Consider the following 12,145-nt stretch of genomic DNA (forward strand, 5'->3'; position numbering starts at 1 on the left):
TGCATAGTGGATCCCGTCACTCCTCCGAGTGAGGCGGAAAGTAAGGTGACCGACATGGCGACCGCGGATCTGGGCACCCCGAAGGGCATGACCCGCCGGCGCGCGGAGACCCGGCGGCGGGTCATGGCGGCGGCCTACGACGTGTTCACCGAGCTGGGCATCCGCGACGCCCCGGTCGAGCTGATCTGCGACCGGGCGGGCTTCACCCGCGGCGCCTTCTACTCCAACTTCGCCAGCAAGGAAGCGCTGTTCCTGGCGATCTACGAGGTGGAGATGCAAGAGCGCGCCGAACGGCTGCGCGTCGCCGTGGACGAAGCCGCCGGCGCCGCGGAGCCGGGCACCATCGACCGGGTGCTCCGGGAAGCCGGCCTCCTGTTCATGGAGTCCCTCGCCGCCGACGAGACGTGGTACCTGCTCAACGCCGAGTTCCGCGCCCAGGCCATGCGGCAGCCGGAACTGCGCGCGCCGGCCGCGGCCGCCGAGCGCCGGTTCCACGACGCGCTCGCCGGCGTCCTGGAGAACCTGCTCGCCCGGCTCAACCTGCGGCTGACCGTCGACCCGCGCAGCGCCGTCGTCACGATCGTGGCCCTCTACGAGACCATGCTCGAACGCGCGATCCTCGACGAACTCCCGGACCGGGCCGACAACCGGTACCTGACCGACGTGCTCCCCCGGCTGTTCACGGCCTTGGTCACGTCGAGCTGACCGCTTCGGGCAAGGGGCGCCCGCACAGTTCGCGAGCTTCGCCGTCGGACAGGCCGAGCATCCGCAGCAGGTCCTCGGCGACCTGGTCGGCCGCCGCCGCGGCGTCCCGCTCCGGCCGGTCGTGCAGCAACTGGCCGAGGCACAGCAGTGCGCCGGCCACCGTGACCATGGCGAGCTCGGGGTCGCGCACGGTGAACCGGCCGGCTGCGACGGCGGCCTCGATGTCCCGGCGCGCCCGGGGCGCCAGCCCGCGCTCCGACGTCGCCAGCGCGAGCCCGTTGTTCAGCAACACCCGGCTCAGCTCGGGCTGCAGCCGGTGCAGGCGGCCGCTCAACCGGAAGCTCTGCGCGAACGCCAGCGCCGGGTCGTCCAGGTCCGCGGTCAGCTCGTCGAGCAGGGCGCCGTACCGGTCCAGCGCGTCCTCCACCGCGGCCCGGTAGAGCTGTTCCTTGCTCTCGAAGTGGTTGTAGAACGACCCCATCCCGACGTCGGCGGCCTGCGTGAGCTCCAGGATCGGGACGTTCGTGTTCCCGGCCGCGATGAAGGCCTGTGCCGCCCGGAGCAGCGCGGCACGCGTCCGCGCCTTGCGCCGCGCCGACCGGTCGACGGCCACTTCCTCGGTCATGCCCGCACCTCCCGGCGTCACCTTAGCGGATCACCTCAGAAATGAGGAAATCGTCAGAAGTACTTGACTGACGATGTCATCGCAAGTGACGATATCGTCAACCCAAAGGAGGGGTGATGACCGATCCGCACGCCGACCTGCACAGCGAGCACGGCGCGCTGCCCGGGGAACACCCGGGACGGGCGCCCAATCCGGTCGTCAAGGTCCACGACCTGGCGTGGCTGGAGTTCGAGAAACCGGACCTGGGCAAGGCCGAGCTGTTCGCCCGTGCCTTCGGTTTCACCACGTCGCTGCGCACGGCGGACGAGCTGCAGCTGCGCGGCACCGAACCCGGCGCGCCCTGCGTCCTGATCCGCCGCGGCGCGCGCTCGCGGTTCACCGGACCGGCGTTCCGGGCCGCCGATCCGGCGGACGTGCTTCGCCTGGCGGAGGCGACCGGGCACCGGGTCACCCCCCTGCCGGAAAGCCTCGGCGGGGTCACCGTGGACCTGCCCGACCCGAGTGGCGCCCGGGTGCGGGTCGTGTCCGGCACGCACGAACTCCCGGCGCTGCCGGAGCAGGACCCGCCGACCTTCAACTTCGGGCACGACGTCACCCGGGTGAACGCCACCCAGCGGCCGCGGCGCGAGCCGGTCAAGGTGCAGCGGCTCGGCCACGTCGTGCTGCAGACCCGGAAGTACCGCGAAACGCTCGACTGGTACCTGGCCCACCTGGGCCTGATCGTGAGCGACTTCCTCTACTACCCCGGGCAGCGCGGCCGCGGCCCGGTGATGAGCTTCATCCGCTGCGACCGCGGTGCCACCCCGGCCGACCACCACACCCTCGCGGTGGTGCTCGGGCCGGCGAACCGGTACGTGCACTCGGCCTACCAGGTGGCCGACCTCGACGCGCTGGCCGCCGGCGGCGAGTACCTGCTCGACCGGGGCTACCGCCGGTCGTGGGGCATCGGCAGGCACATCCAGGGCAGCCAGCTGTTCGACTACTGGCGCGACCCCGACGGGTTCCTCGTCGAGCACTTCAGCGACGGCGACCTGTTCGACAGCTCGCTCGAGCCCGGCTGGGCGCCGATGACCGCGTCCGGACTCGCCCAGTGGGGCCCGCCCGCCACCAAGGACTTCCTCGGCGTGAAACCCGGCCGGGACGCGTTCCGTGAGCTGCGTGCCGTCATCGGCGCGCTGCGCGAGGACAACGAATTCGACTTCGACCGCCTTCGCGGCCTGCTGAAAGTAGCTGTGTCATGAGCATTTCCGTCCTGCGCACCGCCGACAAGTGGTGGGTGGCCACCCCGGCCGGGGCGGCCGAGGTCGTCACCCGTGCCACGACCACCGCCCAGCTGCTCGCCGACCGCCCGGCCCTCGACGCCGCGGCGGCGAGCGGGCGCACGGTCGGCGTGGAAACCCTCGAGCTCGTCTCGCCGGTCACCGCCCCGTGCCGGGTCGTGGCCCAGATGACCAACTTCGCCTCGCACGTCGAGGACACCGGCGGGAACCCGGACACCGTGCCGCTGACGTTCTTCCGCAAGTCGTCCGGCTCGATCAGCGGTCCGCACGACGACGTGGTGCGGCCCGCCCACGTGCGGCTCCTGGACTACGAAGTCGAGATCGGCCTGGTCATCGGCACCGAGATCCCGGTCGGCACGGAGATCGGCGACGACCTCGCGGAGTACGTCGCGGGCCTCGTGGTGACCGACGACGTCTCCGCGCGGGACATCCAGCTGCCCCAGACCCAGTTCTACGAAGCCAAGTCGTACCCGACGTTCACCCCCACCGGGCCCGCGCTGGTCCTGCTCGACGCCGACGAGCTCAAGCGGTTCACCGACCTGCGGCTGCGGCTGCGGGTCAACGGCGAAACCCGCCAGGACCGGACGGTCGCCGACATGATCCACCGCCCCGCCGCCGCCCTCCGCGCCCTCGCGCGCTTCCAGCGGCTCGACCCGGGCGACCTCGTCCTGACCGGCACCCCGGTCGGCACGGCGTTGTCCGCTCCGCCGAAGCCCCTGGAAATCATCGGCTCCCTCCTGCCACCGGCGCTCAAGTGGAAGCTGTTCTTCCGTGGCCAGCAACGGAATCCGCGGTACCTCCAGGACGGCGACGTCATCGAGGCCGGCGTGGCCACCGACGACGGCGCGATCGACCTGGGCACCCAGCGCACGGTCGTGAGGCACGCGCGATGACCGGAAACCCGCTCTGGCCGGAGTACTCCGCGCCCGCCGACGTCGCCGCGATCGAAGCCGTGCCGCTGGCGGCACGCGGCCTCCCCGCCTCCACCTACGCCCTCGTGACGCGCGCCGCCACCACCTGGCCGGACCGCACCGCGATCACCGTGCTGCCGGAAGCCGCGCGCTGGCGCGAACCCGAGCGGCGCACCTTCGCCGAACTGCTCGGCGACGTCCACCGCTACGCGAACCTGTTGCACGGACTCGGTGTCCGACGGCGGGACGCGGTCGCGCTCCTGTCGCCCAACACCGCCGAGCTGGTGCCCACGATCCTGGCCGCGCAGCTCGCCGGGATCGCGGCGCCCCTCAACGGCGGCCTTTCGCGCCGGCACCTCGCCGAGCTCCTCCGCCGGTCCGGCGCGCGGGTGCTCGTCACCGCCGGTCCCGAGCTGGCCCCGGCCGTGTGGGAGACCGCGCAGGCCCTCGCCCGGGACGGGCTCGTGGACGCCCTCCTGGTCCTCCGGCCCACCGGCGCCGCCGGCCCGGCCCCGGACCTGCCGAGCCTGCCCGGGGTCCACGTCGGATACCTCGGCGAGCTGGCGGCCGGGCAGGACTCGACGGCCTTCCTCGGTGAACCGCCCCGCCCGGAGGACCTGGCGGCGTTCTTCCCGACCGGCGGCACCACCGGCGCGCCGAAACTGGCCGCGCACACCCACGCCGTCGAAGTCACCGACGCCTGGATGCTGGGCGCCAACTCGCTGCTCGACGAGCACGCCACCCTCTTCGCCGCGCTGCCGCTGTTCCACGTCAACGCGCTGGTCGTCACCCTGCTCACACCGCTGTTCAAGGGACAGCCGACGGTGTGGGCCGGGCCGCTGGGCTACCGCGACGTCCCGCTCTACGGCGAGTTCTGGAAGATCGTCGAACACCACCGGATCGCCACGATGAGCGCCGTCCCCACGGTTTACGCCGTGCTCGCGCAGTGCCCGGTCGACGCGGACATCAGCAGCTTGCGCTTCGCCATGGTCGGGGCCGCGCCCCTGCCCGCCGCCGTCCGCGAAAGCTTCCAGTCCCACACCGGCGTCACGCTCGTCGAAGGCTACGGCCTGACCGAAGCGACCTGTGCCAGCGCACGCAGCTTCCCCGGCGCGCCCCGGCCCGGCTCGGTCGGCCAGCGGTTGCCTTACCAGCGCCTGAAAACCGTGCGCGTCCGCGAAAACGGCACCTGGGAGGACCTTCCACCCGGCCACACCGGCGTGCTCGCGATCAGCGGTCCGACGGTGTTCCCCGGCTACGTCACCGGGCAGGACGAACACGGCCACGTCCTCGACGGCCTCGGCAAGCTCGTCGACGGCTGGCTGGACACCGGCGACCTCGGCCGCATCGACGCCGACGGGTTCGTCCACCTCGCCGGCCGCGCCAAGGACCTCATCATCCGCGGTGGCCACAACATCGACCCCGCGCTCGTCGAGGACGCCCTGCTCGCCCACCCCGCGGTCACCGCCGCCGGCGCGGTGGGCCGGCCGGACGCCCACGCCGGCGAGGTCCCCGTCGCCTACGTGACGCTCGCTCCCGGCTCCGCGGTCACCGAGCAGGAGCTGGCCGGCTGGGCACGCGAGCAGGCTCCCGAGCCCGCGGCCGCGCCGAAGACCGTCACGGTGCTCGACGCCCTGCCGCTCACCGACCTCGGCAAGCCGTACAAGCCCGCGCTGCGCGCCGACGCCACCCGCCGCGAGCTCACCGAAGCGCTGGCCGGGCTGCCCGGCGTGATCGACGTCGGCGCCGAGGTCGAGGACGGCTCGGTCGTCGCGGTGGTTCGGACTTCGGGCGACGCCGACGAGCCGGCGGTCAAGGCGGTCCTCGGCCGCTACGCGATCGGCTGGCGACTGGCCGGTGCCTCGTGACCGACGTGCCCGTGGTGATCATCGGTGCGGGCCCGACCGGCCTCACCGCCGCCGCCCTGCTGGCCCAGCACGGCGTCGAGTCCCTCGTCCTCGACCGGTGGGAGACCATCTGCCCCCAGCCCCGCGCGGTCCACCTCGACGACGAGATCTGCCGCATCCTCGGCCGGCTCGGTCTCTTCGCGGAGTTCTCGGCGATTTCCCGGCCCGGCAACGGACTGCGGCTCGTGGACCGGGAACTGCACGTGCTCGCGGAGTTCCGGCGCGACGCGGCGCACGGCAGGCACGGCTACCCCGAGGCCAGCATGTTCGACCAGCCCGAGCTGGAAGCGCTCCTGCGGTCGGGGCTCCGGCGCCACCGCGCGGCCACCCTGCGCGGCGGCGCGGAGGTCACGTCACTCGCCCCGGAGGCGGGCGGGGTGCGGGTCGCGTTCACCGAGTCCGGCCGGCCGGAATCCGTGCGCGCGCAGTACGTCCTCGGCTGCGACGGGGCGAACGGCTCGACCCGGACGTCGATCGGCGCCGTCCGGCGCGACCTCGGGTTCACCCAGCGCTGGCTGGTCGCCGACATCCGCACCGACGCGGAACTCGGCGCCTGGGACGGGGTGCACCAGGTCTCCGACCCGGCCCGCGCCGCCACCTACATGCGCGTCGGCGAGGACCGCTACCGCTGGGAATTCCAGCTGGCCGACGGCGAAACGGCCGACGGCTACCGCGAACCGGCCGCGCTGCTCCCGTTGCTGAAGCCGTGGACCGGAGAGACTCCGGCCGATCGCCTGGATGTCGTCCGCGTCGCCGAATACACCTTTCGCGCCCAGGTCGCGGACCGCTGGCGCGACCGGCGGGTCTTCCTCCTCGGCGACGCCGCCCACCTCACCCCGCCGTTCATCGGCCAGGGCATGGGCGCCGGGATGCGCGACGCGATGAACCTCGCCTGGAAGCTCGCCGGCGTGCTCGACGGGACGCTGCCCGAATCCGTCCTCGGCAGCTACGAGACGGAACGCAAACCCCACGTCACCACCATGATCCGGCTCGCGAAGCTGATGGGCACCGCGATGACCGAAGGGGGCGAATTCGGCAGCCTCCTCCGCCGCGTCGCCGCACCCCGCCTGCACCTCGTGCCCGGCCTGCGCAAGCGCGTGCTCAGCACCGAAACCCCGGCGCTCCACCGCTCCCCGCTGGTGGTGCGCCCGCGCCTGCGGCCGTCGCTGGCCGGCCGGCAGTGTCCCAACGCCCCGGTCGGCGGCGGCCGTCGCCTCGACGACGTGACGGCCGGCCGGTTCGCCTTCGTCAGCACCACCGAGCCGTCGCCCGCGCAGCGCGCGGAAATCGAACACCGCGGCGCCGTGCTCGTGGTGGCCCGGCCGGGGAGCCCGCTGCACGACTGGCTGCGCCGCGGCTTCGCCCGCGCGGCCGTCGTCCGTCCCGACGCGACGGTCCACCGCGCCGGCCGCGACCTGGCCGCCCTCTGCGCGGCGATCCCTCCGTACCGCGTCAGGGAAATCCCGCGGGCGCCCGTGGCGCCAGCATCAGCGCATACGTCGGCGCCGCCGCGGCCATCGTCGTGATGACCCGGACGTCGCGGAACGGCGTTCCCGTCAGCTCGCCGACCGAACGGCGCACGGCGATCAGGAGCAGTTCCTTCAGCAACGGGATCGTCGAGGCCGCCGCGCGTTCCGGTGCCGTCGTCTGGGCCAGCAGGAACGCGTTCGTGGCCGCCGCCGACGCGAACTGGGTGTCCACCGTCTGCGTCGCGAGCGACAGCAGGCGGACCAGGCCCTCCGACAGGGCGACGTCCACCGCGGTCACCGGTGCGGCCGACGGGGTGGCCGCGGCGGCGCTCAGGCCCGGCCGGGTGTGCACGGTCAGCCCTTGGACCAGCGACCAGTAGGGCATGCAGGCCGAGAAGGTCGCGGCCGTGCCCGGGCCGAATTCGCCGGCCAGTGCCGCGCCGGTCCAGTCCGCCGGGTGCAGGTGGAGCCGCACCCACAGCGTGTGCAGGTTGAGACCCATGTTCCAGGCGGCCCGCGCCGCCTCGGACGCCTGCCGCGCCGCCTGTTCGGTGGTCGTCAACGGCGGCGCCGTGTGGGTGTGCCCGCCGAGGGTGACCGACGAGCCGGCCGGGACGAAGACCGTGTGGAGGAACGAGTTCGGCAGCCCGCGCACCCGCCGGGGCACGACCTCGTAGTGCGCGGCGTTGCCGAGCTTGTCGACGGCCCGCAGGCTCACGAACGACGGCGACGCCGGGTAGCCGCGGTCGTCGACCACACCGAAGTTCCCGGCGTGCATCGCCTCGTGGATGATCAGCACCACGTTCTCGTCGTTCGCCGGGTGGTCGATCGCGCCGGGCATGAGGGAGATCCGGTTCGCGTCGGTCAGCCCGCCCACGCCCGCTTCGGCGCTGTAGCCGGACCGGTCGGTGACGATCCGGTGGTGCGTGTGCAGGTAGTTCATCCGGTCGCGGGCCGCCCGGTAGCGGGCCTTGGCCGTCGCGACGTTCGGTGGCCCGAACACCTGGCGCAGGTCGCCGTCGTGCGCACCGCCGATCACGGTGTTGATCAACGCGGTGGCGTTGGTGACGAGCGCGGCGATGTTGGCGGCGTCCGCGACACCCAGTGCCCCCGGCCGGACGCCGATGTTGATCAACGCCGGGTCGCCGAGCACGAGACCGGGGGCCTGCGCGCGGATCGCCTCGGCGAGCAGCCGCGCCCGATCCGGTGCAGGCAAGGCGTTGTACGCCGCCGGCGAGCCGGCGAGGGTGTGCGCCCGGGTCAGCACCGCGGCGCGGTCCGCCGGGGCGAGCTCGGTGAGCGCCCGCTCGTTGACCCGCTCGAGGCCGGCCGTGTGCTGGGCGCGGTCGGTCGCGCCGACCGACGTCAGCGGCCCGGTCTGCGCACCGGTCGGCACGCGGCGGCGTTGCACGGCAACGGGATGCGCCTGGACGCGCCCGGACAGCAGCGCGCCGATCGCCCGGTTGCCCGCCGTCCGCTGCATGGTCAGCAAGGACAAGGGCCTGGTTTCGGAGGTGGCTTCGGCTCGGGCAGCGTGCGGTCGGCGTGGCGCGGCGGCTTCTTCGCGGTGGATCATGGTGCACCCGGCGGCGGATCGGCGATGGGGGGCACCGGGTTCGGCTCGGGCAGGTCGTCCACCGGCGGTGGTGGTGGCGGCGCGTCGACCGGGGCGTCCGGATCGGCCCTCCGCAGCACGTCGACGACGGCGGTGTGGCCGCGCAGCGCGGCGTCCATCACGGCCGTGCGGCCCAGATCGTCCACAAGGGACGGATCGGTGCCCGGCCGGGACACCAGGAGTTCGACGGTGGAGCCGAGCCCGAGCCGGGCGGCGTGGTGCAGGGCGGTGGCGCCTTCGGCGTCGGCGTGGTTGACGTCGACCCCGTCGAACGCGAGCAGGCCGCGCACGAGGTCGTCCCGCCCGGCGACGACCGCGGTGGTCAGCGCCGTCCAGCCCGTGTCCCGGTTGACCGCGTTCGGGTCCGCACCGGCCCGCAGCAGGACCGACGCCGCTTCGAGGTGCCCGTGGACCGCCGCGGCGAAGAACGGCGTCGTCCCGTTCGCCGCCACCGGGTCGGCCGGCATCCGGCCGGCCAGCCAGCCGAGCACCGCGGGATCCGCGCGGCCGGCGGCGACCTCGTGCAGGATCGTGTACCCGTCCGCGTCGGCGTGCGCGAGGTCCGCTCCCGGCGCGACGAGGAACTCCCGGATGACCGGCAGCGGGGCGTCCTGCGCCCACTCCCAGTAGCCGTGGTCCGGGAGCCCGCGGGCGGCCGAGATGCCGGGCGCCGCGAGCACGGCCCGGAGCAGCTCGACGTCACCGAGGCGCAGCACCTCGTCCAACAGCGTCCGCGCGCCCGCCACCGTGTCGACGGCGATGTCGCCGAGATCGACCCCCTGCTCGGCCAGTCCGGCGATGGCGGCGCCGTCACGCGCGGCGAGTGCCCTGCCGATCCGCTCGTCCGTGCGCATGGCCACCCTCCGCCCCCATGATGAATCGGGACGAACCGGTGCACAACGTCCGGACGGGCAGCGATTCCCGCCTCCGGCCGGCGAGTCAGTCCAGCGCGGCCGCCTTGCGCAGCAGGACCGAACGTTCCTGCTCGTTCCCGCACAGCCGGGCCGCCAGCTCCAGCTCCGCCCGCGCCTCCCCGGCCCGGCCGAGCCGGGACAACAGCTCGCCGCGCACCGTCGGGACCAGGTGCGAACCCGGCAGCCGATCCGACGCGACCAGCTCGTCCACGATCCGCAGCGCCGCCCCCGGGCCCGACGCCATCGCCACCGCGACCGCGCGGTTGAGCTCGACCACCGGGGAGGGCGCCACCCGGCCCAAAGCCTCGTACAGCACCACGATCCAGTCCCAGTCCGTCTCCCCGGCCGACGGCGCCGACGCGTGGACCGCCGCGATCGCCGCCTGGAGGCCGTAGGGGCCGAGACCCCGTGGGGCCGCCTTGGCCAGGGCCGCCAGGCCGCGGTGGATCGCCGGCACGTCCCAGCGGCGCCGGTCCTGGTCCTCGAGCAGGACCGGGGTGCCGTCCGGGGCCGTCCGGGCCGGGAACCGGGCCGCCGTCAGCTCGCACAGGGCCAAGAGGCCGTGGACCTCCGGCTCGTCCGGCTGCAGCGCCGCCAGGGTCCGGGCCAGCCGGATCGCCTCGTACGCCACTTCGGGACGGACCAGCCGGTCGCCTGCCGTGGCCGTCGCGCCCTCCGTGAAGATCACGTAGAGCACGCTCAGCACGCCGCCCAGCCGCTCGCGGCGCTCGGCCGCCGAGGGCAGCTCGAACGGGACCCCGGCCGCCGCGATGGTCTTCTTGCCGCGGGTGATGCGGGCCTGGACGGTCGGCACCGGCACCAGGAACGCCCGGGCGATCTCCGCGCTCGACAGGCCCGCGACCACGCGCAGGGTGAGCGCCACCCGGGACTCCGGCGAGAGCACCGGGTGGCAGCTGACGAACATCAGCGCCAGCACGTCGTCGTCGATCCGGTCGGGGTCGACCTCGTCGACGACCGCCGGCGCGTCGGCCGCCAGCGTGGCGTACCGGTCGCGCAGGGCCGCCCGGCGGCGGATCGCGTCGATCGCGCGCCGCCGGGCGGTGGCCATCAGCCAGCCGGCCGGATCGGCCGGGGCGGTGCGCGGCCACGACACCAGCGCTTCGGCCACCGCCTCCTGGGCCGCGTCCTCGGCCAGCCCGAAGTCGCCGGTGAACCGGGTCAGCGCGGCGACGATCCGCGCCGACTCGATCCGCCAGACGGCCGCCACGTCGACGGTCACTGCGGGACCTCGTCGCTGCCCGGCACCCGCCGGACCTCGACCTTCGCCCCGGGCGCCGCCGGGACGCGCTTGGCCCACTCGACCGCCTCCGCCTTCGAGGCGACGTCGACCAAGAAGTACCCGCCGAACAGCTCCTTGGTCTCCCCGTACGGCCCGTCCGTGACCACCGGCGTCTCCCCGCTGAAGTCGACCACGACCCCCTGCTGCGGATCGTCCAGCCCTTCGGCCCCGACGTAGACGCCCGCCTTCAGCAGGTCCTCGATGAACTGGCGGCTCGTGGCCATCATCTCGTCGATGTTCGCCATCATGGCCGCGTTCGACTCGTCCGTGCCCCGCATGATCAGCATGTACTTCGACACCGTGTGCTCCTTCTCCAGTGGGCCTGTGCGCCCCCTGGTCGAACGGCCGGCGCGCGGATCGACACGGCCCCGGAGAAAACTTTTCGCACCCCGGCGCCGCGAGCCTAGCGCCGACCCCGGCGAGAACTGCTTGAACGAACAACTAGATGCGCGTAGTAGTGGCAGGAGGACCGACAGCGTCCGTTCACTCTTCAGGGGAGAAGCAATGCCACTTGGGTTCACCCTTCCGGTTTTCGGCAAGGCGGCGGCCACACCGGGCGGGATCGCGTACTACGCGCGCGAGGCGGAGCGGGCGGGAGCGGCCGGGCTCTGGGTCGGCGACCGGCTGCTGTCGCCCGTCGCCCCGGTCGTGCCCTACCCGGGCTACGAGACCATGCCCGAGGAGTTCCACACCGCGCAGGACCCCTTCACCGCGCTGGCCATCGCCGCCGCCGTGACCGAGACCGCGGTGCTCGGTTCCAGCACCATCAACGCGACCCAGTACCAGCCCGCGAACCTCGCGCGGCTGCTGACCAGCATCGACGTCGCGAGCAACGGCCGGCTGCTGCCCGGCTTCGGCATCGGCTGGTCGCCGGACGAGTACGACGCCGTCGGCGTGCCGATGGGCGAACGCGGCCGGCGGCTGGACGACCTGCTCGACTTCCTCGAGACCTGGTGGACCCGGGACATCGTGTCGCACGACGGCATCGGGTACACGGTCCCGGCCTCGCACATCGACCTGAAACCGGTGCGGAAGCCGCCCGTCCACCTGGCCGGGTTCGGCGGGAAGGCGCTGCAGCGGGTCGCCCGGCGGGCGGACGGCTGGCTGCCCGCGTGGTCGATCCCCGAGGCGTTCCCCGCCGATGTGATCACCTCGACCCTGGCCCAGCTCCGCGCCGAGGCCGAGCGCGCCGGCCGCGACCCGCAGGCGCTCGGCGTGGCCCTGCGGGTGAACGCCGCCCCCGGCACGGATCTGGAAACGATCGCCGCTTCGGTGACCAAGATCGTCGAGCTGGTCAAGCCGGACCACACCTTCGTCGACCTCTCCTACGTGGTCGGCAGCGTCGAAGAACAGCTCGACAAGACCGGCCGCCTGCTGGAGCTGACGGCCGAGGGCTGACCCGGGTTCCGGACGGGACGG

The 12,145-nt window shown here is 73.6% G+C and carries 11 protein-coding genes; 6 read left to right on the plus strand and 5 right to left on the minus strand.

All coding sequences use genetic code 11. From position 1 onward, the window contains the following. Positions 1-54: 54 nt before the first annotated feature. Positions 55-705 (plus strand): TetR/AcrR family transcriptional regulator, encoded by a 651-nt coding sequence (locus OO60_RS36520; RefSeq protein WP_004561349.1) that lies wholly within the window; start codon positions 55-57, stop codon positions 703-705. On the opposite strand, the gene OO60_RS36525 is transcribed toward OO60_RS36520, so the two are convergent. Next, on the minus strand, positions 692-1,330 hold the full coding sequence (locus tag OO60_RS36525) for a TetR/AcrR family transcriptional regulator (protein WP_004561350.1): 639 nt from the start codon (positions 1,328-1,330) through the stop codon (positions 692-694). The two genes, OO60_RS36520 and OO60_RS36525, sit on opposite strands and share 14 nt — an antisense overlap. Positions 1,331-1,446: 116 nt before the next feature. Here OO60_RS36525 and OO60_RS36530 point away from each other — a divergent pair, with 116 nt between their 5' ends. From OO60_RS36530 to mhpA, 4 genes are read left to right on the plus strand one after another with little or no spacing between them, the layout of a single operon-like run. Then, positions 1,447-2,571, plus strand: a complete 1,125-nt coding sequence (locus tag OO60_RS36530; RefSeq protein ID WP_004561351.1) for a VOC family protein — start codon at positions 1,447-1,449, stop codon at positions 2,569-2,571. Then, entirely contained in the window at positions 2,568-3,503 is a 936-nt protein-coding gene (locus OO60_RS36535) for a fumarylacetoacetate hydrolase family protein (protein ID WP_004561352.1), read from the plus strand. The genes OO60_RS36530 and OO60_RS36535 overlap by 4 nt, the downstream gene beginning before the upstream one ends. Further along, positions 3,500-5,389 (plus strand): acyl-CoA synthetase, encoded by a 1,890-nt coding sequence (locus OO60_RS36540; RefSeq protein ID WP_004561353.1) that lies wholly within the window; start codon positions 3,500-3,502, stop codon positions 5,387-5,389. The genes OO60_RS36535 and OO60_RS36540 overlap by 4 nt, the downstream gene beginning before the upstream one ends. After that, the gene (gene mhpA, locus OO60_RS36545; RefSeq protein ID WP_004561354.1) at positions 5,386-6,954 is read left to right on the plus strand and encodes a bifunctional 3-(3-hydroxy-phenyl)propionate/3-hydroxycinnamic acid hydroxylase MhpA; all 1,569 of its coding nucleotides are present in this window, start codon (positions 5,386-5,388) and stop codon (positions 6,952-6,954) included. Before OO60_RS36540 ends, mhpA begins: the two co-directional genes overlap by 4 nt. On the opposite strand, the gene OO60_RS36550 is transcribed toward mhpA, so the two are convergent. The 4 genes from OO60_RS36550 to OO60_RS36565 all read right to left on the minus strand — a co-directional run bounded on the left by OO60_RS36550 (position 6,881) and on the right by OO60_RS36565 (position 11,025). Continuing rightward, on the minus strand, positions 6,881-8,395 hold the full coding sequence (locus OO60_RS36550) for a hypothetical protein (RefSeq protein ID WP_155849060.1): 1,515 nt from the start codon (positions 8,393-8,395) through the stop codon (positions 6,881-6,883). The genes mhpA and OO60_RS36550 overlap by 74 nt on opposite strands. A gap of 74 nt (positions 8,396-8,469) precedes the next feature. Continuing rightward, positions 8,470-9,366 (minus strand): ankyrin repeat domain-containing protein, encoded by an 897-nt coding sequence (locus OO60_RS45205; RefSeq protein WP_004561356.1) that lies wholly within the window; start codon positions 9,364-9,366, stop codon positions 8,470-8,472. A gap of 85 nt (positions 9,367-9,451) precedes the next feature. Further along, entirely contained in the window at positions 9,452-10,654 is a 1,203-nt protein-coding gene (locus OO60_RS36560; RefSeq protein WP_033263086.1) for an RNA polymerase sigma factor, read from the minus strand. A gap of 8 nt (positions 10,655-10,662) precedes the next feature. Continuing rightward, positions 10,663-11,025 (minus strand): YciI family protein, encoded by a 363-nt coding sequence (locus OO60_RS36565; protein ID WP_003083444.1) that lies wholly within the window; start codon positions 11,023-11,025, stop codon positions 10,663-10,665. A 205-nt stretch (positions 11,026-11,230) separates the two neighbouring features. Here OO60_RS36565 and OO60_RS36570 point away from each other — a divergent pair, with 205 nt between their 5' ends. Further along, positions 11,231-12,124, plus strand: coding sequence for a TIGR03619 family F420-dependent LLM class oxidoreductase (locus OO60_RS36570; protein ID WP_003083445.1), 894 nt, complete (start codon positions 11,231-11,233; stop codon positions 12,122-12,124). Positions 12,125-12,145 lie beyond the last annotated feature (21 nt).

The sequence above is a fragment of the Amycolatopsis vancoresmycina genome, assembly GCF_000716785.1.
GTDB classification, from domain to species: Bacteria; Actinomycetota; Actinomycetes; order Mycobacteriales; family Pseudonocardiaceae; genus Amycolatopsis; species Amycolatopsis vancoresmycina.

Bases quoted from the DNA above. Each gene is read 5' to 3' on its own strand.
- OO60_RS36570 (WP_003083445.1), top strand. From the start codon at position 11,231: ATGCCACTTGGGTTCACCCTTCCGGTTTTCGGCAAGGCGGCGGCCACA.
- OO60_RS45205 (WP_004561356.1), bottom strand. From the start codon at position 9,366: ATGCGCACGGACGAGCGGATCGGCAGGGCACTCGCCGCGCGTGACGGC.
- OO60_RS36535 (WP_004561352.1), top strand. From the start codon at position 2,568: ATGAGCATTTCCGTCCTGCGCACCGCCGACAAGTGGTGGGTGGCCACC.
- OO60_RS36525 (WP_004561350.1), bottom strand. From the start codon at position 1,330: ATGACCGAGGAAGTGGCCGTCGACCGGTCGGCGCGGCGCAAGGCGCGG.
- OO60_RS36530 (WP_004561351.1), top strand. From the start codon at position 1,447: ATGACCGATCCGCACGCCGACCTGCACAGCGAGCACGGCGCGCTGCCC.
- OO60_RS36540 (WP_004561353.1), top strand. From the start codon at position 3,500: ATGACCGGAAACCCGCTCTGGCCGGAGTACTCCGCGCCCGCCGACGTC.
- OO60_RS36520 (WP_004561349.1), top strand. From the start codon at position 55: ATGGCGACCGCGGATCTGGGCACCCCGAAGGGCATGACCCGCCGGCGC.